The following is a 24,911-nucleotide window of genomic DNA, read 5'->3' as shown; positions in this document are numbered from 1 at the left end:
AAGACTATTTTCATATACTAAATTAGATGAATTGCAATAGAATTTTTATAGTTGCCTAGCAATTATTATATTAAAAAAGTTCCATCTGACCAGATAATTTTTCTTGCATTTGGCTAAGTTTCTTTTTAGTTTTCCCCTTTTTCTTACCTGATGATTTATTAGTTTCTTCTAAATAAAGTTTATGGTTAAGTTCAAGAAGACGATTAAGTATATCTGTTCGTGCAGCATCACTTATAGTGTATCTTATTCCATTCTTTGTTTCATAAAAACCATGATTAAGACTAATGTCATCCCAACCATAAGCAGAAATAACTTTATCGTCTAAATTTGCATGCATTTGCCGTAACTCAACAATTTCTTTATCAGTCACATCTTGGTTATGAAACATATTATAAGTTTCTGTCAATCCTATTTCCATATTCTTCATAATTGATTGGCGAAAATCATAATACTGTTTCCCTACTTCCCCTAACCTTTTCGTACATTTAGGAAATGGAAATGTTTCAAAGCAATCAGTTGGATTATAGCGATTATCTGTTTTTAGTGATGATGCATAATAACGAGCCCAAGATTCATGGATCGTGCTTTGCAAGAGACCAAAATCCTCAAATTCGTTTAAAGCAAAAACATTAATAGCATTTGTAAAAACAACTCTTTTAGGCATAAAACTAAAACAAATATGTTTAGAAACAACACAATTCACTAAAACTTTATCAAGCTCAGAAATTGAACTATAGAGAGCTGGTCGTGGTCTATTATATAGCCACCACTTTTCACGACTCGCTTTATCTTTTACTTCTTTACGGTACGGTAACACCCTATCTTCAACTATCCTCATTAAAATTGGGTGTTGTCTCGCTTCTTCTTCTAGCATTCCTGAAAAGTTGATTATCAAACGAGCTGGTTTCTGTTGAGGGTCTCTTAATAAATCATCTCCATTAATCATCGGCCATATTTTTTCCATAGAACTTGGTTCAAAATGCTTAATTTCATCTATTTCAGAATCAGTAAGAACAAAACCTAGTCCACCAGTATCTACCCCTTTAAAGCTTTTTTTCTTATGAAAAGATAAGCGAAATGGATCCGGTTTGAATTGATCTTCATTTAAATAACTGGAAATTCCTTCAACTTCTTTTTCATTCAGTTGTATCCTACCATCATAAGGACCTTTATGAATAGCAACAACAGATATATAAATGGCAGCTTTCCCTGGCCATTCCATATCTGGAAGAGCCCAATAAATTATACCTCCATCATTTATAATAGGAACTAATGCTGATACTCTATTATCCGTCTGACTTATCGAATTAGTCGCAATCAATCCAAAACTTCCACCATCTTTAAGTAGATCGTAAGTTTTTCTAAAAAAATGAGCACTAAGATCAGCATTTCCGTGTGTATCACGATGCAAGTTTAATAACCAATCTCTGTATTTCTCTCCAAGATTTGAACTAATTCTATTTCCCCAAAGAAACGGAGGGTTGCCAATAATAGCATCAAATCCACTATTTTCAGTAGAAAACACCTCTGGGAATTCTAATGGCCAGTGAAATGTTTTTCTTTTGATACCTTTATCTATAAAACAGGAATTAAATATTTTGGTTGCTCGTCTCCTTATACTATCACCCAAGTCAGTACTTCCACTTAAAAATTCTCCTGCAATTTGTGCCAGTGTATTAAGCACCGGTCCAAGTTTAGTTTTATTTCCACTATACTGTAGATGTTCAGCAACAAGGGCATCGGCAATCAAATGTATTGATTCCAGTCTATTTTTAGCCCTTTTGTTTAGGCTCTGTACATACTCTATATCTTTAATATCGCGTATCGCTATTGTTCTTATGTCGCCTCGAAGTTTCAATGCATCTAAGACCGATTTTTCTATGTTCTGACCAAATAAGCGCGTTTGGCTTGAAGCCTCAACCATATCCATATCTAAATTATTTATTTGATTTATGTGGCTAATGCCAATTAGTGAATCCCCATAACGAAGATTATGATCAAGAAATCCAAATGGTCGATTTTTTGCCAATGTTATTAACCAAATCGAGAGCTTAGCTAATTCCACTGCTACCGGATTTAAATCTACTCCGTAAAGACAACGCTCTGCTACAAGTCTTCTAGCAATAAGCAATCTATCGTCAGCCTGTTTTGGCAAAAGTTCATTAGAAGTATTATTCATAACTTGCCCGTTAACTGTAATAACATTACCATTCGATTCTTCAATAGCCCAAGCCTCAACTACTTTTTCTGAAAGCCAACGACATGCTTGAACCAAAAAAGCTCCGGAACCCATAGCTGCATCACATAATTTTAAATTAAGTAATTCCTCAGATGACTTGAGTTCCCATTCCTTTTCTTGCTTACCATCTTTTATTCCATTAAAAACTAAAGGTTCTAATGTGTTCTTTACAATTTTTTCAGTAAGAACTTTTGGTGTATAATGTGTTCCGGTTTTTCTTCGACCTGTTCCCAACGTTACTATAAACGCTTTTTCTTGATATACAATTGGAGAACCCCATGCATCTTTTCTTAGCATTTTACCAAAAGGCGCTATCCGTTTTGCTAATTCAATATTTCCTCCACAAACTCTTAAAATATCCGAAAACTCATTTTCGTTTCCTGAAGAGGAGAGTGCATTTCGAATTGCTGACTCAGATCTCTCAGTTACCTTCTGAATTTTGTCTATCATAAGGTCCTCATTTTTAGCTCTAGTTAATTCTAGTTCAGATAATGAAATACTCGGGTTTTGGGCTTTTTGAGAGCCTATTAAACCTATTGTTACCTCAGGCACACGGACAACTGAGTATTCGAGTAAACCCTCATAAACATGTCCAATTTGTTCAACGTCTAGTCCTTTATATGAAAGAAAGACTGCACCTCCCCGTTGCTCAAGTACCTGCAATGAGTCTAATAACAGTAATACTGCTCGATTATCAATAGGTAACGGGTTTGAAATATCTTCAATCCAACTTGTATCTTTTGATCTTCCTTCTAGAAATGGGTAACGGTCTGGATCAAATAAAGTTCCACCTAATGCCGGAAGTCGTAGAGACTCATGTTCAACCCCTCCATAAACTGCACGAAATAAAGTTAATAACCTAGACCATGCATCATGACGTCTTTCTAAAACTTCAGGACCATATTGATTTGAATCCTCTGACAATTGACCACGTAAATGCGTAATCGAATAAAATTGATCGTAGACTGGGTCTCCCAACAATAGCAGTCCTCGTTCTTCTGCACAAAGTAAAAAAACAAGTCGCATCATTACAGTTAGTCCCGCTTCATAAAGTTCTTCAGGTGGGACACCTTCTAACAACTCTCGATTTCTGTCTTCATCAGCTCTATCTAATGACTGAACGAGTACCTCAACTGCCCGACGAACCTGCTCACCTAAAGTCTCAGTAACATCATCTTGATACTCTAATGACTCAGCTAATAATGACTCAATATTGTCTTCTTTAGGGCCAAAACTTCGACGAACACCTAATAAAGACTGAAATGCCCTAAGAGTAATTGGTTCTTGGAACCATAAACGAGAGTACCATGTTGCATGTCCATAGACACCATCTATTGATTTATGAACTAACATCCATTGCTCACCATTAGTTAGTAATCCGAGGTTTACACCTGTATTTTTAAACAACATAGTCATACGATCCAAAGCTGATACTGGCCAACCATCCTTATTTTCTTTTGAAAATAAATCAGTTTGAGGGTCTTGTATTGATATAAATAAACGAGGTTTCTCGTTTTCATTATTTCTAATTATAAATTCTGGTGAAAAACTAGATAATCCATTTTGGCCCTCTACAATATAAGCAGCTTTATTGTTTAGATACAAAACCTCATCATCGTAATCGAGAACCTCAGTTAGTACAAGTCTTATCCACTCTTTGTGTAGTTCATTGAAGTCAGGATCTTCATTATCTTTGGCATCTAGCCACTCTTCGTAAGCTGAACGAACGTTCTTACGCATAGACGAATTAACAACATCTAATCCTTGAGGGAAAGCCCTTTCTAACACTGGAATAGATAGAAAAGATCCTGATATCTCTATCAAGGAAAGCCATTCATAATGACTGGAAATATTATTCAATAGTTTTCACCTCCTGACAATTGAGACTTAGGCATTAGAAACACAACCGCTACCGGAAATGTTCTGTCTGTTAAATTAGAATATCTTCTATTAATAGTTTCAATTTCTAATTTTTTTTCTGCTGGTAACCTTGATAACCTATCTCGCAAAGCGTTTAAGTCTCGACGAAGTTGATTTTGTTGATCCTCTGGCCATTCAAACAACTGTAACTGTTCAGTTTGTTGATCCTTAAGTTCTCTTTCAATAATGTTTTTTAAATCATCCAATAAAGTAGATATATCCTTTATCTCACTTTCCCTTCGACGATCTATTGTATTTTCTAGATATTTAAGACGATCTCGAGATCGTGCTTCAACTGTAGCAAGTATTGCTTCTTCACTCATGTAAAACCGATTTTTTAGTTCTGAAAATACATCGTGATTAGGCTCAACTGGTAACGAAGACTCCATAAGAGATTCAACCTTAGAAACCTGGGGTATTCTCGAGAATCCTCTATCTTTAAGTAAGCCACCTGCTAATGTTAACTCTTCATGTATACGATGATGGTCACCTCCGGTTACAATTAATCGTGATTGGATAATAAGTGCACAACCATCTAACATGTCATCTGGGACAACCCTTACAGATATACGATTTAATTTTTTTGTATCGTCCAATTTCCATATTTCTTCCCTTAAAAGCCTTAAACTCATTTGAACTAATTTGTGATTTAAGTGAACAAGAACAACATCATCTCTCCCTTTGGCTATATCATGGTCAAAGGTTATCGGACGGCGTTTACCAGTGTGAGGGTGCTCAAGACCCACTGTTGCTTGTCCCCATGACCCCGGCAAAATTGGAACCTCAAATACTTTTCCAAAAGGTATTCCTAAGAAATTTATTGGTTTTAACCCAGGCTTCTCAGCTAACTCCAAAGCTACTTTTACTGCTCTATAAATATTTTCTGGAGCTAGGCGAAAACTATCCTTAGCATCCAAAAGTCGATCATGTAACCTACTGATCTTTTCCCTTAATTGCCTATCAACTCGGATCAACCTACGACTCTTTTCAGCCTTTGTTTCAGCAAGACTGGTATCTAACTTTTTTCGATTACCTAACATGGCTTCCTCAATTTGATGTGCAATAACTGAACCAACACTTCCTAAATCCTCTCGAATTAGATCAACCTTCAAAGCTGCACGCATTAAAAATACATGATCTCCCATAACCTTTGTTACATTTTGAGTAGTATTATCTTGATTAAACCCTTTACCAACCGGGTGCCAAATATATACACATTTTCCCTTTTGCCCGTGCCTATCTATTCGTCCATTCCTTTGCTCCATTACATTGGGATTCCATGGTATTTCAACATGAATTAGATAATTACAATGATTTTGTAAATCTATTCCCTCTGATGCTGCATCAGTTGCTAGCAAGATACGAACGGGGGAAACATTTGGATCTGTTTGAAATGCTGCTTTTACTTGCTCACGCTCTTCTGGTAACATACTTCCATGTAAAAACATTAAACGGTCACCACCAAAGCCATGACTTGCTAAAATTTGATGTAACCAAGTATGTGTTGCACGATACTCTGTAAACAAAACAACCCTTTTATTATTCCATTCCCCACCATTTTTCAGATGACTTTTTAACCACTCTATAATTGCAATCGCTTTCGAATCCATTTTAACCTTTGCATCCTCTGCCCATTGTGAAATCTTATCTAGTATTTCACGTTCTTTCTTACTAAGTGGAGTAGAGGTATTAGTAGCTAAATCTAAAGCATCATGTAACTCTTCTTCAAATAATTCATCATCTGAGTAATCGTCATTGATACGCATTATTGCATTACGTAGTATACGATTACCCAATTTGCTTTTATCCAACTTGGATTTCCGTCCACTTTCTATACCAGTACGATATTTCGCAAGGGTACCTGCAAATGCCATAGGTGAAGAGAATAGTCTTTTCTTTAATAAAATATGAATAAAATCTTCCCCGTAATTTCCTTGATTGTTGTCTAAATTTCTATTTCTAATTTCAATATAGTTTTGTAATAAACTATATACTTCAATTTCCTTTTTTGAATAGTCCACTTCTAATGCTTTAAGTTTCCTTACTGGAAAAACAGGTAGCCCCTTCTCATCTACAATCTCATTTTTTAAACGTCGAACCATTACTTGCTGCAGTTTTTTGTCATCAGGCATTACGGTCCTTGCAAATCGTTGGTCATCAAGTAATTCAAGTAAGGAAGTGAAAGATTCTTGATACCCATTATGTGGGGTAGCACTCAAGAATAAACGGTGATTAAAATGTGGGGAAAGCATACGAATTAACTTAGTTCTCTGACTTTCAATTGCATAGTTAGATGTTGCAGAAGGAGCAACGTTATGTGCCTCATCCAACACCAAAATATCAAATTTCCTTGGATAGGTTACATGCGGTGGTAAGATTTCTTTGATTTGTCTAAGCCCTTCTCCATTTTTCATCCAATCCATAGAAGTAATTAATCGAGGGAATGATGTCCATGGATTTGCATGTATTCCTCGTTCTCTCCTAAGTTGTTTAACATAATTCGTATCGACAATGCGAAAATCTAGACCGAATTTTTCTTGCATCTCAGTTTGCCACTTCAACTGAAGTGACGAGGGACAAATCACTAGAACAGTACGGGCTCTATGTCTAACTAAAAGTTCCTGAATTACTAATCCCGCTTCAATTGTTTTACCAAGACCAACATCATCCGCTATTAATAAATTTACTCGAGCCATATCTATAGCACGTACTACTGGATCCAGCTGATAATCTTCAATCGTAATTCCACTTCGGAAAGGAGATTGCAATAAAGATCTATCTGCATTTGTTGATGCGCCCCAACGAATTGCATCAAGAAATGCTTCTATCTGTTCTGAAGTATCCCATCCAGATATATTGGGAAGACCTGCTTTTTCAATGATTTGTGCACCAGGTTCTAGTTGCCATATAACTTGTAATTCTTCATCATGTGAATCCTCATCAATAGAAGTTAACGTTACAAGGTGTTGCTCTTTAGAAGGTTCTAGCAACGACCCTTGTACCTGTGTAACTACCCATTGCCGTCTTCTAACTTCTACAAGTTGGCCTGGCTTTGGTACGGAACGGATATAAAATTCTTCACTTACCTTATTAGCCTTAGCCATTTATCTTCTCACCTCTAAAATAATGCTGTATAGTTCTAATATTATCTCTTACATGCTTATGGAAACTTAATCCAATCACTTCACCTAGTTTAACTGGAACTGCATTACCAATTAGTCTACCAATGGACTTTCTAATAACCGGCTCTCCTTTTGGTACAAATTCATAGTCACTTGGAAAGCTTTGAAAGATTGCTCCTTCTCTTAATGAAATCGCTCTATCTTGTTCAGGATGTCCAAACCTCCCATTCCCAAAACCAAAAAATTGTGTTGTCATAGTTGGTGCCGGAGACTCCCAAGACATTCTACCGTATACACTAGGATAAGTTTTTCCGGAATCTTTTTTATGACAATCTGCTATTAAATCTTCATCCCAATCCCTCCAAGTGCCACCCGGTCTTGAAGATTTAATCCGTCTTAAGTTGAGCTCATTTAATTCAGAGCTTTGGTGTAACGGATCATCCTTATAAATCTCTCCTGCTTTTATAGGTGGTAATTCATAAATAGCATCACGTACAGTTTTTACTCCATTAGAAAATACCTCTGGCGGTAGTAAATTGATTGGAGCAAATTTAGAGGCTAGTAAAACTAACCTATTACGATGCTGAGGTACCCCATAAACAGCACAATTCACAATCCCGAAACTAACATGGTAATTTAGGGATTTTAGTTCATCTAAAAATTCTTCAAATACATTTTGTCCTTCTAAATTTGATACATTCTCCATAGTTATCAATTCAGGATTAACCTCTCTAACAATCCTTGAGAACTCTTTTAGAAGCCACCATCGTTTATCATCTTGAGTTGCTTTTTGATTATATGTAGAGAAGGTTTGACATGGCGCACAACCTGCCAATAATTTGATACTATTCTTCCTATAATAAGAAGCAATTTCACTACCTTTTAGATCTTCGACTGACTTTAAAAGAAATTCTGCCTTATTATTTTGAGTATATGGAAATTCACACGCAGGATCGATATCAATTCCTAATCTTACTTCAACACCTACTCTTTCAAGTCCATGAGTTAATCCACCTGCCCCAGAGAACAAATCAATTGCATAAATTTTACGTTTAGGAGTCATACTACTTCCCATTATTGTGTTTAGACTTGATTCTTTTACTGCCATTATTAGACCTCCTAATTTTCCAAAAAACTTCACCTTTAAATTGTCTTCTGTCTCTCCTAATTGACGTACAACATTAGATTTGCTTCCACTATCATAAGGCTGACTATAATAAACGTTGCCACATTCTAGACGTTCGACATCACAAATACGAATATAATTAAGTACATTTTTCTATGATATATCCATTGATATGTGCTAGATTCTATTTTCTCCACACAATCACATATCAACGTTAACACAACCTTATAACTTAAATAACTTTCCGTTCTATGTCAATTCTATTATATATTTTACTAGATATGGTGCTTTTTGTCGTTAAATAAGTTTTTGTCTAACTAGACAATCAACAGGAAGTATGTTAATATTCACAATTTTCCTCTATGAAAGTGGGGCTGACTCAAATGTGCTAAAGCTTTAGCACATTTGGGTCAGGCACTCATTGCATAGTTCACCGGCTCTATTACCGACTTTTAAACTTGCTTTTTTAAAATGAATAATCTACTAAAGTTCTTTAATATCGGTTTCTCAATAAAGAAAAAACGAACTCCTCTATTAGAAATCCGTTCGTAAATCATTAAGCTAACTCCAACCGCTCAACAATAGAATGAGGTGATGAATTAGATTACAGGTATGAGGGATTCATCTATTTTACTATGTTGATTGTAGGAATGAATCAACTATTTTCAATTTATGTTTGAATCTTACGTTCTATTAACGTTGCATCCAAACTTCCGTCTAATCCATCCTCTGTAATTATCAAATTTCCAAGCGCTTCTGAAATATCCACACTTTCATAATTTGCTTTTTTCTTCTCCCAATCCTTTTCATATGATTTTTTCCCTAGCATTCCAAGATGCTCTAAATAAGCCGTTTTCCCTTTGTAGCGGAGTGTGAAATCAGGAATATAGGTTTTACCATTTACATTTAAACTTTCTTCATAGGTATACTCCATTTTCAACTTATCGAGTATATTGGCCACAATTACTTCGGACTTTGATCGTACCATTTCTCCACGAATCGTTTTATGGATCAATTTTTCTTCGAAGTACCGTTTTTGTTTATTCGACTCTATTTCAATAATATTTGGAACTTCAAATAAGTCCGTATATCGTTGTTTCGTATCCAAATACCAGTCATTCGAATACTGAACCAATTCATGAATAGATAAGTCACTTAATATAATTAGTTTTTCTTTTTGACGAGAATATGCAGTATACAAAAGTTCTTTCGTCACAAAGGAACTTTTACCATTAATGACTACTATGGTTTTTCCAAAGCTATATCCCTGTGATTTGTGAACGTAAGAGCATATGCAAGTTCTAACTTAGAGTCACTATTATCACCACCAAAATCCGCTTTCGTATAGGAGAATACTTTACCTTCAAACGAGCCAAAACGGAATTTGTACCAACTAGAATTCCTATCGTTTTTGCCATAGTGGCCTGGGTAATCAACCATAATGCCAATTTCACCATTTGCAATATATGCTTTCCCCGTTAAACCATCCCAGTATTCCTTTTCACCATTAACATTAGAGATGACTTTATCTCCGTATATAATATTTTGAACAGATTGAGGGCTGTGCTTTGTCCATATATATTTTTTCCAATTCTCCACAATGTCTTGACGATACTTTTGGTGAATTTGATTATTCAAATAGTAACTTCCAGCTCCAATAAATTTGGTAGGAGACAGAACTTGCCATTCTTCTATCTGTTTACTAGTTGGATAATTAGTATGATTGTCTACAGTGGCTCCCAAACTTTTATTGAAACCATCAATATCATCTATAGTTTTCATCTTGGCAATGTCTACTAATTCTTCAAAGAACACTTTTTCTAACTCATCTAAATCCGTGTATTGACTGTATTTAAGTAAGCCCGAAATAAAAAATACGCACCTTGTTGGTACGCATGACAAATAACCGTATAATCTTGATTTTTTAAATCAAATTTACGGTTATTTACTACATTCGGCTTGAATCATTTTTGACCAAGGCATATATTCATTTAAAACCTCTGGATTTCTATGTATATGTAAATTTGGCAAATCCGTTAGTAATTTCACCAGATAGCGATAGAAATCTATACCATTTACCTTAGCCGTTTCTGCGATACTTATAAACAGATCGCATTGGCTTTGGCGCCAGCCTCACTCACGGAAAAAAGCCAATTTTTTCGCCCGATTACACTTGGACGGATGGCGTTTTCCGCTGGATTATTATCCATTTCAATACGACCATCTTTCAAAAATGCTTTTAGTCCATTTATCCGGTTTAGCGTGTAATCGGCAGCTTTGGCGAGTGCGCTTTTCCCATAGAATGGTGATTTATCAAACCCAGTCCAGAAACTTATCTACAATGGGTCTTGAGAATTTGTTCCGTCTTTTTCTCCGTTCACTCGGTGATAAGTGCTTAAACTGCCTCTCCAATTGGTATAAATCATCACAATATGTTACACCAATTCGCCCATTTTCACTGTCTGCTTTTAGCCAATAGCGGCGAACATGTGCCCAACAATTTGCGAAGGTCACCCCTTCGATTTTGTCATAGGCAGAATAACCATCGCACACAATGGTCCCTGAATAATCTTCAATGAAGCTTTTAAGAACAGATCGTGCGCGTGATAATGCACTTTGAAACAAAACGATGGTTGGCCCTTGACAAGGGACTGTTCGATAAACCCAATTGTAAGCGTTGGATTGACCGGATTTTCCATCGGATCTGTTGATGATTTGTCCGTCCATGCGTTTCATCGACATGTAAAATCGATTTAGACATCATCTTATGCTTCATATGATCATAAATAGGCAATAGCCAATCATGCGATGTTCGGATAACCCAATTAGAAAGATTTTTATCATTTGTATTCAGGCCGTAACGTTCCCATTCTTTTACTTGCCGGTAAAGGGGTACGTATTGCATGAATTTATCATAGATGACTTTGGCTAGAACGCTGGGACTAGCGATACTTCGCTGAATGACTGGTTGCGGTGCTTTGCCACGTTCAATTTGCGCTGGCTGGAATGCATCACCTTTACAGTTTTTACATTCATAGGCATGTTCTACGTGTTGCACTTTCCTCATTTTCGCAGGAATAAAGGTTGCTTCTTCACGCACCATGGTGCCGTCAATCTCAACCATTTGACGATTGCAACACGTACAGTTTGTATTTTTTGGATGATGGTGGATCACTTCTACCTCGACATCAGCACGTAATGAATCATTTCGTTTTTTTTGAACCTTTCGTACAACAGTATAAGAAATCGTCTGTTGGCTTTGTTCTTCTGTCTGCTCAGAATCGGTAAAAGTTGAATCATCATCAAATAAGGAGGTCTGCCCATCAGGCGCATTATATTTCGATTTCTCTGTTTTAGCTCCATATAAAAGCTTTGTTAAATGGCGAACTTGCTCGGTTAACACTTTAACCTGTTCCGATAATTCTTTGTTTTGTTGATTAGAAAGATCCAATTGTTCTTCAAGAAGCCGAATTAATTTATCGGATGGATTCTCATGATTAGAAGAAGTATTAACCATCCAGTTCACCACTTTCCGTTCGAATTTAAGGTAGTTATAGTATACCATGTTGAACGTAAGAGTGAAGCATTTGTAGTAATTTTAGAACAAACTTTTTGGTGATTGTTGAATCGCCTTTGGCTGCTGCATGGATAAACCTTCGAGTAACCATCGAAGTTCTTGTTGCGATAGATTTCGCATCTCATTTTCGTTTTTGGGCCATTGAAGTTTTCCGTTATCTAAACGTTTATACAGCATGGCAAAGCCATTGCCATCAAAATATAAACATTTATATCGGTCCTTACTCCAGCCGGAAAATAAGAAGATAGAATCTCCGTAAGGGTCAAGGCCAAAAAAATCCTGAACCAATGTCGCTAGTCCATCAATACCCTTTCTCATATCTGTCTTACCACAGATGATATAAATATTTTTGACATTTGTATAATCGTATTTCATAGGTTTTTCAACTCCCTCATAATGGTTTGAATGATGTGCTCATCTACGCCGTTAGGGAAGGAAATATCAACTTTGTCTATTTTGATTGTGCAAGCTGAATAGGAAGAGGAATCCTCTAGATAGGATGCAGTACTATTTTCATTTTTGGAATGTAATGTAACGGGGACAATGGTAAGTTTTTGTTCAGGCATATAAAAGCACCTCCTTTTATTGATCTCTATATCTTACCAAGGGGGTGCTGGGAATTTATATGCGTGGTTTGGATGGGGGTTTACAAAGAATCTTTAATAAACTCTTTAAAATTCATTTAAAATTCCACCTTCATTTAATATATCCTTCTATGCATAGTAAATATAGCGAAAAACAATATGTGCATCTTGTCTTTTTGTGCTCCGTTGTGACAGCTTATTTTTATTGGATTTAATTTCTTATTAACCTATTAAAATTGTGTCAAAACCCCTTCACCATCCATATCTTTGTTCAATAATATGGTCCGATTTAGGCAGGCACAGTGCTTATTCAACAACTGCGCTCGTTTGATTAACAATTTAAAATAGCTTCTTATAGCCTAGCCACTCATCTATATCCATATCGCCTTGAACAGATAATAAACGATACAGATACCGATAAGGTTCCCTAATCATTGTTAAGTCGGGTAATTCCATAAACTTTTCGTACCCTATTTTAAAATTAAAGGCGGACTTTTCATCTAAAACATACTCCAAGCCAATGAAGTCAAACTCTCTAGGTGCTATAACATATGCTTCAGTATCCACTAGTCCAGATATTACTTTACCATCATATAAAAATTGTGTAGGATCCATATCAACTAGTACAAATGTAGAAGATTTAGGAGTAGGAGCTTTATCTAAAAGCATCTTAATTTCTACAAGTTTTTCTTGTATTTCATTTTCTTTATTATAAAATCTTGCAACTAATTCAGTCATAGTGTCCTTCAGGTGTTGATTAAACTCTTCTAAGCTAATTTTAAAGGTCCCAGAAGGGTTGCCGACGTAATTTTTTTTATGATTATGAATTCTTGCCAATCCTTCTCCTAGGCTCTGTAAGACGGTAGACGGTTGATTTTTAAATGATTCAAGGGTATTCCCATTTAATCTTTCTACAATCACGAATTCCTTTGAATTTCTTTTTCCCTTATTTATAACCTTTGGAATTGGGAGGGTGGTTATTTCACTTATAGTGTTATTTACTCTTTCTAGTTCATAAACTTGCCTTGGGTCAATACCGAATATTTTTTTACATCCCCACCAAAAGTCATTATTTGGTTCTTCAGTCATTCTGGAAGAACGTACAACAACTTCCTGTTTTTTAGTTTTAACCAGCCATACGTCGCTTGCGTGGTCATCATAACCTGGACTTAATTCTTGCATTTCTTTAAGTGGTTCGTTAAATAAAAATTCTAAATCCATAAATCAGTCCCACTTTCTTACCCGTACTTTCCATATCACTTCTTTCACATAATGGCCCTTATATGCGACACTGGCACGATTTCTTATTAGTATATCGCGCCCTATTGCTGCTATAGCCTTAATGCTTACTTGAACCTTGGTGCCAAGCCATTGCCTTTTTTTCAATCTCCGAAACTAGCCGTTCTTTCCCATTTATGTATGCTTCAATGTCATTGGGAAAGCGCTGGGACAATTCTTTTTTTAAGTCACCATACTCTTTTACAGCATTAGGGTGCCAGCACAAGTAATTGCGAAATGCTAGATGACGTTCGACTTCAGAATCGCCTATCTCATAAAAATGGATATGGTGGGTTCGTTGATCTCCGCCCTTTTGGAAATATCGGCGACCAGGAAGCCCGTTTTCTCCTTTTGGTTCGTAACCAATATCAACCATTGCAGTATTAAAGTAATCAACTTGATTAACATCCTTAACTACAGGCATTATATCAATAACAGGCTTTGCTATTAGACCATCTACGGACGTACTGCCAATATGATAAATTTCAATTATTTCAGACCCGAAAATCTTGCGTAATTTCTCTGCTTCCTCTTCAAACATCAAAGGCCAATCTTTGTTATACAGTGTTACCTCGAGTTTCCTCAATTTTGATTATTCTCTCTTATTTTTGCTGTGTTCTTCAACATAATGGCCCAATTCAGGCAAAAGGACCCAGACCCTTACTTCCAGAAATGCGCCCGATCGCCGCAGACTAGACATGTCGAATAAATACGTCGGGATATTCAACTACTATCCCTAATTGGTCAACCTTAATTGTCGTTTTATATTCAAGACATTCATATTTAAATAATCTATAGCCATTGTGTACATCTAAAAAGGTATAATGTTGTACTAGATTTTTTAATTCTAATGATGGGATATCTATGTACACCATATTAAATTTTCTCATTTCCCCTTTAATCCAATCAAAACGATTTATAGGTAAAGAATTTGAAAAAGGTGTGATTGCTATGTCCACATCAATGGCGCCGTCCAGTTCTTTTATATGTGTATTATTGATAAACCAATGTCCACAGCCATCTGAAGATAAAAATTTCTGTTTTTCATCATCTACATATATTTTAACCTGACGTGTGTTCCATGCTTTATCCAAATGTACTTCATAAAAAACTTGATAAGCTTTTTGCTTATTCGTAAAAAGTACTGTTCCTTTAGCCAATATATTATTGGAATTATATTCCAGATAAAGATACTCGGAGCCAAATGCTTCCATGTTTTCCCAAAAAACTTTTTTCCGCACCCAGCTTTTGCATTTTTTCATTTCATATCTCCCCACCTTTCTTAAAGTTAATTATCTTTCATTATTTATAATTCTACATAAATGAGCATAAAACCTTCTTGCAATATACTTGCCCGATTGAGGCGCAGTCCTTATTCGACAACTGCGCCCGATAACGGAAGACTTTATATCAAGATAAATATTATTTATGACCTCCCGTTTTACATTCGTTAGCATAATAAGGTAGCTTACGATCTAGAAGAAACCATTAGGTTATCCCATTCTTCCTCTAAAATAGCATAGCAATATTCATCCCACCATTGTTCACCATAAGGGATGCATTTTTTAAAATAACCTTCTCTTCTCATGCCGATTTTTTCCATGACACGATAAGATGGAATATTTTCTGGCTGACATGTAGCTACAATTCTATGTAACTTTAGATCCTCAAAACCATATTTTAATATTGCAGATGCAGCTTCCGAAGCGTAACCTTTATTGTAATATTCAGGGTTAAACACCCACCCTATTTCGTAAGAATGCTCTCCAAAATATTTGAAGAACTCTACATGCCCGATTAAAATATTTTCATCAGCTAATATTACTGGAAATTTCTCAGCTGAATCACCAATATTTCTATTAATAAACTCCTTTGTATCTTTTTCCGTTAATACACCTTCTGGCATATATTTCATCACACTCTTTTTGGAAGTATACTCATGTACTTCTTTCCAATCATCTAATTCAAAATTACGTATAATTAATCTTTCTGTTTTTATATACATATTTTTTCCCCTTTAAAAATTCCACATTTGTTTAAAAAGAAGCTTTATTAAATAAACGCGCCCTATAATGGAAGAACATTCAATACATAAATTCAATCGTTTTAGCTGTTCGCTCAGCAGTAGACTTTCCCAAAGTTTGCTCAACAAGATATAGTGCCATGTTAATTCCTGAAGAAACACCACCAGAAGTTACGAGATTTAAACTATGAACTACTTTTCTATCCGATAAAACCTGAATATCTGGATGTTTTTCTTGTAGACCTTTGACAGCTAAATGATGGGTCGCTGCCTTTTTTCCATCTAACAATCCAGTTGCACCTAAAATATACGCTCCAGTGCATACTGAACATATGAATTCAATATTCTTCTGTTTTATAATCCAATTTATTATATTCTGTTTTTTGGCTATAGATTGTACTGCTCTTAAAGGACCTCCTGGGATTATGAGAATATCCATTTCGGGAGCATCAACAATACTGAAATCAGGTTCAATCTTTAGTCCTGAGTGAGCTCGTACTTTCTTGCCAGATTCTGTAATAGTACATACGTCAAATGGATTTGTAGGTAATAAATGTTCTTTATAAAGATTGACGGCTTGATCAGCTTTGCTGTATGAGGTAAGAGATAACACTTCTGCAGGACCAGTAAAATCTAAAATATCTACAAAATCATAAAGTAAAATGCCTACTTTTCTTCTTTTCATCCACCATTCTCCCCCGTATGAGTCATATGTTTGTAAGATAAATAAATATCCTCCAACGAGTACCTTTATTCCGTAAGTGCGCCCTATTACTGAAGAGCGTTCTGCATACCTATGCTTTCTAGATAACGAAGAAACAATTCTATTTTGCATATTTCTCCTTCACTAAATAAAAGCTTTGTATAAAGAAATTAAATCAATTAAGCCTATAACCATTCACCACAACTAGAGCGTCTCATTCAATTTATGAATCTTTGAGTGGGAAATTAAATATATATTGCCAATTATGTCGATTTTGTCTCCCTTTGTTCGTACAGCGCAATCTTTGTTCGAGGCATAAATATTCATTTCTTCCGATAAGGGAGACAGTTCGCTTTGAACCAGCCCCATGTTATTTTCAAGATCAAAGTGAGCCAGGACAGAAAAATCGTCAAGGTCGATTCCGTCTTAAACAGAGCTTATTTCATCTCCAAAGTTCTTCGAGCATAACCATTTAGCAGACATGTTAATTGCACCAGCACTTGCCCCCACCACAACTGCCCTGCTTTTTTTAATCCAATCCGACAATTCATATTCCATCAAAAAAGCATTTTGTTTAAGAGTATTTCCACCCAGCAAGAAAATAACTGAAGCATTGTGAATTAACGTTTGAGCATCTTCCTTTTGAACCCGATAATTAATTAAATGATATTCATCAAACTTAATGCCTGCCTGATCAAGCCATGACCGTTCAGTGGAACCATTATCTTCATAAAGAGACGGATTCGAGCTAACATAACAATTGATTTTCTATCAATGATATCTTCCTTTAAAACCTTTTTCAGATTCTCAGGAAAAAAGTTTCTAAACCAACCTAATTAATAATAAGTTTTCATAAGTACCCCCGTAGCAAAATGTAAATAATATTTATATCCTGCGTAAATCATTCTGTTTTCAATCCACCAACACAATATTCCCACTATTGCCTCGGAAAGCAATAATGGGCGCTTTCTTTTCCCGCGATAGCGCCCGATTGTGGTGTATGCCCTATGTCCCCCAGCAAGTTGTTCCCAAGATCAACTATTATCTAAGATGTTTTTCAAACCAGCCGCACGCCTCAAGTTTCATACTGTAAGTAAACTGATGATTAACAAAAGACATACTAAGTTTAAGTTTATCGAGATGATATAGACAAAATCGAAATATTAGTGCATACTTTATCTCCAATTTTGGGTATTTTTATATAGTAACACGTTTATTTTAAAAAGCAAATAATCTAAAATTTTTGTTGTTAATTCCCTTATTAAATTGATTTGGCGTGCCTGCCGCCCTGAATAGAAGATGTCAATCTGGTTCTTTGGGTGTCAAATATCGCACGTACTATGTTATATACAACGCAAAAAAAGACATCCCTACTAATAAATTCCGTAAGAATGTCGTCATATCGATCTTAATGATACCGGTGGTCGGGGTCGAACCGACACTCCCAAAAAGGGAACGGGATTTTGAGTCCCGCGCGTCTGCCAATTCCGCCACACCGGCATAGTATATTGGAGGCGGTAACCGGATTTGAACCGGTGATAAAGGTTTTGCAGACCTCTGCCTTACCACTTGGCTATACCGCCATCCTAAAAACAAAATTGGAGCGGAAGACGGGATTCGAACCCGCGACCCCCACCTTGGCAAGGTGGTGTTCTACCACTGAACTACTTCCGCTTCATGGCTGGGCCACCAGGATTCGAACCTGGGGTACACGGGATCAAAACCCGATGCCTTACCGCTTGGCTATGGCCCAATATACAAAAAGGGCGACCGGTGGGGATCGAACCCACGTGTGCCGGAGCCACAATCCGGTGCGTTAACCACTTCGCCACGGCCGCCATATGATTGGCAGGGGTAGTAGGAATCGAACCCACATCAAAGGTTTTGGAGACCTTCGTTTTACCATTAAACTATACCCCTAAATATGAAAATGGTGGAGGGGGAGAGATTCGAACTCCCGAACCCTGAGGGAGCGGATTTACAGTCCGCCGCGTTTAGCCACTTCGCTACCCCTCCACGATATGGAAACAAAAATGGTGGCTCGAGACGGAATCGAACCGCCGACACAGGGATTTTCAGTCCCTTGCTCTACCGACTGAGCTATCGAGCCATTTGTTTTATGTATGAAAGCAAAACTAGTTTAAAGTGGCGGTCCGGACGGGACTCGAACCCGCGACCTCCTGCGTGACAGGCAGGCATTCTAACCAACTGAACTACCGGACCAAAAAACTAACAAATATTGGTTGCGGGGACAGGATTTGAACCTGTGACCTTTGGGTTATGAGCCCAACGAGCTACCAGACTGCTCCACCCCGCGATATGAATGATATTTTCAAGAGCCTATAAAACAGTTTACTAAAACTAAATTAAAGTTTCAAGCATTTTCGAACTGGTGGAGGATGCAGGGCTCGAACCTGCGACCCCTTGCTTGTAAGGCAAGTGCTCTCCCAGCTGAGCTAATCCTCCTCAAATGGTGACCCGTACGGGATTCGAACCCGTGTTACCGCCGTGAAAGGGCGGTGTCTTAACCACTTGACCAACGGGCCAATTATGTATGTGACAGTTTATAGTGGCGGAGAGCGAGGGATTCGAACCCTCGAGGCCGCGGTAACGGCCTACACGATTTCCAATCGTGCTCCTTCGGCCACTCGGACAGCTCTCCATTGGCTCCACAGGTAGGATTCGAACCTACGACCGATCGGTTAACAGCCGATTGCTCTACCACTGAGCTACTGTGGAATAATACCAATTAGAATGACTATGCCTGGCGGCGTCCTACTCTTGCAGGGACAAAGTCCCAACTACCATCGGCGCTGGAGAGCTTAACTACTGTGTTCGGCATGGGAACAGGTGTGACCTCTCCGCCATTACTACCAGGCAAAGTTGCTATCTGTTATGTTGTGCTTCAAAGAGGCACAAATCTTATTATAATCGTTTTTGTGAAAAAATCAAGATCTTTGTTGAAAAAAGTCATTTTTTCCTTGTTACCTTGAAAACTAAATAAGAGATCATTCAACGTACATCTACCAAAAAGGTTAGTTAAGTCCTCGATCTATTAGTATTCGTCAGCTCCACGTGTCACCACGCTTCCACCTCGAACCTATCAACCTCATCATCTCTGAGGGATCTTACTCACTTATAGTGATGGGAAGTCTCATCTTGAGGGGGGCTTCATGCTTAGATGCTTTCAGCACTTATCCCTGCCACACGTAGCTACCCAGCTATGCTCCTGGCGGAACAACTGGTACACCAGCGGTGTGTCCATCCCGGTCCTCTCGTACTAAGGACAGCTCCTCTCAAACCTCCTGCGCCCACGATGGATAGGGACCGAACTGTCTCACGACGTTCTGAACCCAGCTCGCGTACCGCTTTAATGGGCGAACAGCCCAACCCTTGGGACCGACTACAGCCCCAGGATGCGATGAGCCGACATCGAGGTGCCAAACCTCCCCGTCGATGTGAACTCTTGGGGGAGATAAGCCTGTTATCCCCGGGGTAGCTTTTATCCGTTGAGCGATGGCCCTTCCATGCGGAACCACCGGATCACTAAGCCCGACTTTCGTCCCTGCTCGACTTGTAGGTCTCGCAGTCAAGCTCCCTTCTGCCTTTACACTCTGCGAATGATTTCCAACCATTCTGAGGGAACCTTTGGGCGCCTCCGTTACCTTTTGGGAGGCGACCGCCCCAGTCAAACTGCCCGCCTGACACTGTCTCCGGACCGGATTACGGCCCTGGGTTAGAAGGTTCGTACAGCCAGGGTGGTATCCCACGGTTGCCTCCACGTAAGCTAGCGCTCACGCTTCGATGGCTCCCACCTATCCTGTACAAGCTGTACCAACATTCAATATCAGGCTACAGTAAAGCTCCACGGGGTCTTTCCGTCCTGTCGCGGGTAATGCGCATCTTCACGCATAGTATAATTTCACCGGGTCTCTCGTTGAGACAGTGCCCAAGTCGTTGCACCTTTCGTGCGGGTCGGAACTTACCCGACAAGGAATTTCGCTACCTTAGGACCGTTATAGTTACGGCCGCCGTTTACTGGGGCTTCGGTTCTACGCTTCGCACCGAAGTGCTAACGCTTCCCCTTAACCTTCCAGCACCGGGCAGGTGTCAGCCCCTATACTTCGCCTTTCGGCTTCGCAGAGACCTGTGTTTTTGCTAAACAGTCGCTTGGGCCTATTCACTGCGGCTCCTCCTTAAAGGAGCACCCCTTCTCCCGAAGTTACGGGGTCATTTTGCCGAGTTCCTTAACGAGAGTTCTCCCGCTCACCTTAGGATTCTCTCCTCGCCTACCTGTGTCGGTTTGCGGTACGGGCACCTATGAACTCACTAGAGGCTTTTCTTGGCAGTGTGAAATCCGGAACTTCGGTACTCTATTTCCCTCCCCATCACAGCTTGAAATTGTCGAACGGATTTGCCTATCCGACTTTCTCACTGCTTGGGCGCACACGTCCATCGGTGCGCATTCCTTATCCTACTGCGTCCCCCCATCGTTCAAACGTTCATGAGGTGGTACAGGAATATCTACCTGTTGTCCATCGCCTACGCCTTTCGGCCTCGGCTTAGGTCCCGACTAACCCTGAGAGGACGAGCCTTCCTCAGGAAACCTTAGGCTTTCGGTGAAAGAGATTCTCACTCTTTTTTCGCTACTCATACCGGCATTCTCACTTCTAAGCGCTCCACCAGTCCTCACGATCTGACTTCTCAGCACTTAGAACGCTCTCCTACCATTGTTCGTAAGAACAATCCGCAGCTTCGGTGATACGTTTAGCCCCGGTACATTTTCGGCGCAGAGTCACTCGACCAGTGAGCTATTACGCACTCTTTAAATGGTGGCTGCTTCTAAGCCAACATCCTGGTTGTCTAGGCAACTCCACATCCTTTTCCACTTAACGTATACTTTGGGACCTTAGCTGGCGGTCTGGGCTGTTTCCCTTTCGACTATGAACCTTATCACCCATAGTCTGACTCCCAAGGATAAGTAGCTGGCATTCGGAGTTTGACTGAATTCGGTAACCCGATGAGGGCCCCTAGTTCAATCAGTGCTCTACCTCCAGTACTCTTTCCTTGAGGCTAGCCCTAAAGCTATTTCGGAGAGAACCAGCTATCTCCGTGTTCGATTGGCATTTCACCCCTACCCACACCTCATCCCCGCATTTTTCAACATACGTGGGTTCGGGCCTCCAGTCAGTGTTACCTGACCTTCACCCTGGACATGGGTAGATCACACGGTTTCGGGTCTACGACCGCATACTATATTCGCCCTATTCAGACTCGCTTTCGCTACGGCTCCGTGTCTTCCACTTAACCTTGCATGCGATCGTAACTCGCCGGTCCATTCTACAAAAGGTACGCCGTCACCCATTAACGGGCTTCGACTACTTGTAGGCACACGGTTTCAGGTTCTATTTCACTCCCCTCCCGGGGTGCTTTTCACCTTTCCCTCACGGTACTGGTTCACTATCGGTCACTAGGGAGTATTTAGCCTTGGGAGATGGTCCTCCCGGATTCCGACGGAATTCCTCGTGTTCCGCCGTACTCAGGATCCACTCCGGAGGAGATTCTTTTTCGATTACAGGGCTGTTACCTTCTTTGGCCGACCTTTCCAGATCGCTTCATCTAAAGAATCTCTTGATAACTCCAATGGAGTGTCCTACAACCCCAGAAGGCAAGCCTTCTGGTTTGGGCTAATTCCGTTTCGCTCGCCGCTACTCGGGAAATCGCGTTTGCTTTCTCTTCCTCCGGGTACTGAGATGTTTCAGTTCCCCGGGTATGCCTCTTCTACCCTATGAATTCAGATAGAAGTACTGCTCCATTACGAGCAGCGGGTTCCCCCATTCGGAAATTCCTGGATCGATGTCTACTTACGACTCCCCAGGACATATCGGTGTTAGTCCCGTCCTTCTTCGGCTCCTAGTGCCAAGGCATCCACCGTGCGCCCTTATTCACTTAACTAATCTTACATTTTTATCTATGAATAAGCATATTGCTTTTCAGTTTTTGGTTTGATGTCGTTGTTACTCTTATTTAGTTTTCAAGGTACAAGCTTCCACAGGATGTGGTGACTTCTGTGTTCGTCACAGGACGTGACGGGTTTTAACAGAAGATCCTTCTATCTCATCCTTGAGAGACAAGCATTTACTCTCTCAAAACTGAACCAAACAACCAAGTATGTTTCCTTCATAATCCTTAGAAAGGAGGTGATCCAGCCGCACCTTCCGATACGGCTACCTTGTTACGACTTCACCCCAATCATTGGTCCCACCTTCGGCGGCTGGCTCCAAAAGGTTACCTCACCGACTTCGGGTGTTACCAACTCTCGTGGTGTGACGGGCGGTGTGTACAAGACCCGGGAACGTATTCACCGCGGCATGCTGATCCGCGATTACTAGCGATTCCGGCTTCATGCAGGCGAGTTGCAGCCTGCAATCCGAACTGAGAATGGTTTTATGGGATTTGCTTGGCCTCGCGGCTTCGCTGCCCTTTGTTCCATCCATTGTAGCACGTGTGTAGCCCAGGTCATAAGGGGCATGATGATTTGACGTCATCCCCACCTTCCTCCGGTTTGTCACCGGCAGTCACCTTAGAGTGCCCAACTAAATGCTGGCAACTAAGATCAAGGGTTGCGCTCGTTGCGGGACTTAACCCAACATCTCACGACACGAGCTGACGACAACCATGCACCACCTGTCACTCTGTCCCCGAAGGGAATGCCCTATCTCTAGGGGTGTCAGAGGATGTCAAGACCTGGTAAGGTTCTTCGCGTTGCTTCGAATTAAACCACATGCTCCACCGCTTGTGCGGGTCCCCGTCAATTCTTTTGAGTTTCAGCCTTGCGGCCGTACTCCCCAGGCGGAGTGCTTAATGCGTTAACTTCAGCACTAAGGGGCGGAAACCCCCTAACACCTAGCACTCATCGTTTACGGCGTGGACTACCAGGGTATCTAATCCTGTTCGCTACCCACGCTTTCGCACCTCAGCGTCAGTTACAGACCAGAGAGTCGCCTTCGCCACTGGTGTTCCTCCACATCTCTACGCATTTCACCGCTACACGTGGAATTCCACTCTCCTCTTCTGTACTCAAGTCCTCCAGTTTCCAATGGCCCTCCACGGTTAAGCCGTGGGCTTTCACATCAGACTTAAAGGACCGCCTGCGCGCGCTTTACGCCCAATAATTCCGGACAACGCTTGCCCCCTACGTATTACCGCGGCTGCTGGCACGTAGTTAGCCGGGGCTTTCTGGTTAGGTACCGTCAAGGTGCCAACCTATTCGAATGGCACTTGTTCTTCCCTAACAACAGAGTTTTACGATCCGAAAACCTTCATCACTCACGCGGCGTTGCTCCGTCAGACTTTCGTCCATTGCGGAAGATTCCCTACTGCTGCCTCCCGTAGGAGTCTGGGCCGTGTCTCAGTCCCAGTGTGGCCGATCACCCTCTCAGGTCGGCTACGCATCGTTGCCTTGGTGAGCCTTTACCTCACCAACTAGCTAATGCGCCGCGGGCCCATCTGTAAGTGACAGCATATGCCGCCTTTTAACATTGCGTCATGCGACGCTTTGTTTCATCCGGTATTAGCCCCGGTTTCCCGGAGTTATCCCAGTCTTACAGGTAGGTTGCCCACGTGTTACTCACCCGTCCGCCGCTCGTTCCACAAGCGTCACTCCCGAAGGAGATCTGCTTGCTTCCCGCGCTCGACTTGCATGTATTAGGCACGCCGCCAGCGTTCGTCCTGAGCCAAGATCAAACTCTCCATAAAAGTTTGTGATGATGAACACCGTTCTTCATCCTTCTTAGCTGCTGAGATTTCTCTCAGTTTATTTCTTAAGAAAAAACAGGGTTTGTTTTTTTCTTGACATACTGGTTGTTTTGTTCAGTTTTCAAAGAGCAAATATGTTAGTCCGTCTTTTTTGACGCAACTTCTTAAGTTTACCATTTTCTAAAAATCTTGTCAACAACTTTTTTCAAAAAGTTTTTTTGTGATTTATTCATTCAAAATGGCGACTTAATTAACTTAACACATTTCTATAAGATATGTCAATAAGTTTTTTCAAACATTTTTACCGCTAATTTCCAACGCAATTTTTGCGACGCTTATAACTGTACCATGTGTTAATTTTAAAGTCAATCCTTTTTTATATTTTTTTGCTAAAACAATCCTTTCTCTTATACTATGAAAATTTAAATATTGCGATGGAAATCTGAAGTTCTGATACAAATGAGCAGTTCTCTTTCTTTCTTTGAAATAGAGTAGTAATCTTTAACCTTTTCCTTTTCGAAATCTGAAGTGCCTTTTCATATGAAAACGTCTTAGAGTTTAATTATATTAAAAGTTCATTT

General features: G+C 39.7%; 12 protein-coding genes, 14 tRNA genes, 3 rRNA genes and 2 pseudogenes. All 31 read right to left on the bottom strand.

Going from position 1 to position 24,911, the window contains the following annotated elements:
- Positions 1-70: 70 nt before the first annotated feature.
- The 31 genes and pseudogenes from B2C77_RS05860 to B2C77_RS05710 all read right to left on the bottom strand — a co-directional run bounded on the left by B2C77_RS05860 (position 71) and on the right by B2C77_RS05710 (position 24,330).
- On the bottom strand, positions 71-4,099 hold the full coding sequence (locus B2C77_RS05860) for an Eco57I restriction-modification methylase domain-containing protein (RefSeq protein WP_077702786.1): 4,029 nt from the start codon (positions 4,097-4,099) through the stop codon (positions 71-73).
- Positions 4,096-7,263: a DISARM system SNF2-like helicase DrmD gene (drmD, locus tag B2C77_RS05855; protein ID WP_077702785.1), complete on the bottom strand. Its 3,168-nt coding sequence runs from the start codon at positions 7,261-7,263 to the stop codon at positions 4,096-4,098. The genes B2C77_RS05860 and drmD overlap by 4 nt, the downstream gene beginning before the upstream one ends.
- Positions 7,256-8,389, bottom strand: a complete 1,134-nt coding sequence (locus B2C77_RS05850) for a DNA cytosine methyltransferase (RefSeq protein ID WP_254843940.1) — start codon at positions 8,387-8,389, stop codon at positions 7,256-7,258. Before B2C77_RS05850 ends, drmD begins: the two co-directional genes overlap by 8 nt.
- A gap of 688 nt (positions 8,390-9,077) precedes the next feature.
- Complete coding sequence (locus B2C77_RS05845) at positions 9,078-9,623, bottom strand: PDDEXK family nuclease (RefSeq protein ID WP_077702784.1); 546 nt, start codon at positions 9,621-9,623, stop codon at positions 9,078-9,080.
- A 26-nt stretch (positions 9,624-9,649) separates the two neighbouring features.
- Positions 9,650-10,309: a hypothetical protein gene (locus tag B2C77_RS05840; RefSeq protein ID WP_141130689.1), complete on the bottom strand. Its 660-nt coding sequence runs from the start codon at positions 10,307-10,309 to the stop codon at positions 9,650-9,652.
- 39 nt (positions 10,310-10,348) lie between these two features.
- Positions 10,349-11,924: pseudogene (tnpC, locus tag B2C77_RS22635) on the bottom strand (IS66 family transposase).
- Positions 11,925-12,005: 81 nt separating this feature from the next.
- The gene (tnpB, locus tag B2C77_RS05830) at positions 12,006-12,359 is read right to left on the bottom strand and encodes an IS66 family insertion sequence element accessory protein TnpB (protein ID WP_077702782.1); all 354 of its coding nucleotides are present in this window, start codon (positions 12,357-12,359) and stop codon (positions 12,006-12,008) included.
- A complete protein-coding gene (locus B2C77_RS05825) occupies positions 12,356-12,550 on the bottom strand; it encodes a hypothetical protein (RefSeq protein ID WP_077702781.1) in 195 nt (64 codons plus the stop codon). The genes tnpB and B2C77_RS05825 overlap by 4 nt, the downstream gene beginning before the upstream one ends.
- Before the next feature lie 357 nt (positions 12,551-12,907).
- The gene (locus B2C77_RS05820) at positions 12,908-13,789 is read right to left on the bottom strand and encodes a phosphotransferase (protein WP_077702780.1); all 882 of its coding nucleotides are present in this window, start codon (positions 13,787-13,789) and stop codon (positions 12,908-12,910) included.
- Between the two features lie 118 nt (positions 13,790-13,907).
- On the bottom strand, positions 13,908-14,432 hold the full coding sequence (locus tag B2C77_RS05815; protein ID WP_077702779.1) for a GrpB family protein: 525 nt from the start codon (positions 14,430-14,432) through the stop codon (positions 13,908-13,910).
- Between the two features lie 106 nt (positions 14,433-14,538).
- On the bottom strand, positions 14,539-15,108 hold the full coding sequence (locus tag B2C77_RS05810) for a putative glycolipid-binding domain-containing protein (protein ID WP_077702778.1): 570 nt from the start codon (positions 15,106-15,108) through the stop codon (positions 14,539-14,541).
- Positions 15,109-15,314: 206 nt separating this feature from the next.
- Complete coding sequence (locus tag B2C77_RS05805) at positions 15,315-15,851, bottom strand: GNAT family N-acetyltransferase (protein WP_077702777.1); 537 nt, start codon at positions 15,849-15,851, stop codon at positions 15,315-15,317.
- Between the two features lie 79 nt (positions 15,852-15,930).
- Entirely contained in the window at positions 15,931-16,704 is a 774-nt protein-coding gene (locus B2C77_RS05800) for a DJ-1/PfpI family protein (protein ID WP_077702776.1), read from the bottom strand.
- Positions 16,705-16,776: 72 nt separating this feature from the next.
- Positions 16,777-17,375, bottom strand: a pseudogene (locus B2C77_RS05795) (Type 1 glutamine amidotransferase-like domain-containing protein).
- Positions 17,376-17,987: 612 nt separating this feature from the next.
- Positions 17,988-18,072: transfer RNA gene (locus B2C77_RS05790), tRNA-Leu, on the bottom strand.
- A 9-nt stretch (positions 18,073-18,081) separates the two neighbouring features.
- A tRNA-Cys gene (locus B2C77_RS05785) sits at positions 18,082-18,155 on the bottom strand.
- 16 nt (positions 18,156-18,171) lie between these two features.
- Positions 18,172-18,246, bottom strand: a tRNA-Gly gene (locus tag B2C77_RS05780).
- A 4-nt stretch (positions 18,247-18,250) separates the two neighbouring features.
- Positions 18,251-18,325, bottom strand: a tRNA-Gln gene (locus B2C77_RS05775).
- Positions 18,326-18,337: 12 nt separating this feature from the next.
- Positions 18,338-18,410 (bottom strand) — tRNA-His (locus B2C77_RS05770).
- A gap of 8 nt (positions 18,411-18,418) precedes the next feature.
- Positions 18,419-18,492: transfer RNA gene (locus B2C77_RS05765), tRNA-Trp, on the bottom strand.
- Positions 18,493-18,503: 11 nt separating this feature from the next.
- Positions 18,504-18,588: transfer RNA gene (locus B2C77_RS05760), tRNA-Tyr, on the bottom strand.
- A gap of 18 nt (positions 18,589-18,606) precedes the next feature.
- Positions 18,607-18,682: transfer RNA gene (locus tag B2C77_RS05755), tRNA-Phe, on the bottom strand.
- A gap of 36 nt (positions 18,683-18,718) precedes the next feature.
- Positions 18,719-18,795 (bottom strand) — tRNA-Asp (locus B2C77_RS05750).
- Between the two features lie 17 nt (positions 18,796-18,812).
- A tRNA-Met gene (locus B2C77_RS05745) sits at positions 18,813-18,889 on the bottom strand.
- Positions 18,890-18,962: 73 nt separating this feature from the next.
- Positions 18,963-19,038 (bottom strand) — tRNA-Val (locus tag B2C77_RS05740).
- A gap of 5 nt (positions 19,039-19,043) precedes the next feature.
- Positions 19,044-19,118 (bottom strand) — tRNA-Glu (locus B2C77_RS05735).
- Between the two features lie 24 nt (positions 19,119-19,142).
- Positions 19,143-19,234 (bottom strand) — tRNA-Ser (locus tag B2C77_RS05730).
- A gap of 2 nt (positions 19,235-19,236) precedes the next feature.
- A tRNA-Asn gene (locus B2C77_RS05725) sits at positions 19,237-19,311 on the bottom strand.
- A gap of 23 nt (positions 19,312-19,334) precedes the next feature.
- Positions 19,335-19,450: ribosomal RNA gene (gene rrf, locus B2C77_RS05720) — 5S ribosomal RNA — on the bottom strand.
- Between the two features lie 157 nt (positions 19,451-19,607).
- Positions 19,608-22,527 (bottom strand): 23S ribosomal RNA (locus tag B2C77_RS05715).
- Between the two features lie 238 nt (positions 22,528-22,765).
- Positions 22,766-24,330: ribosomal RNA gene (locus tag B2C77_RS05710) — 16S ribosomal RNA — on the bottom strand.
- Together the 16S, 23S and 5S rRNA genes with 14 tRNA genes alongside form the textbook arrangement of a ribosomal RNA operon.
- Positions 24,331-24,911: the final 581 nt, after the last annotated feature.

Source organism: Virgibacillus dokdonensis (assembly GCF_900166595.1).
Lineage (GTDB): Bacteria > Bacillota > Bacilli > Bacillales > Amphibacillaceae > Virgibacillus > Virgibacillus dokdonensis.
The sequence above is the reverse complement of the archived record's forward strand: the minus strand, read 5'-3'. Positions and strand labels throughout refer to the sequence as shown.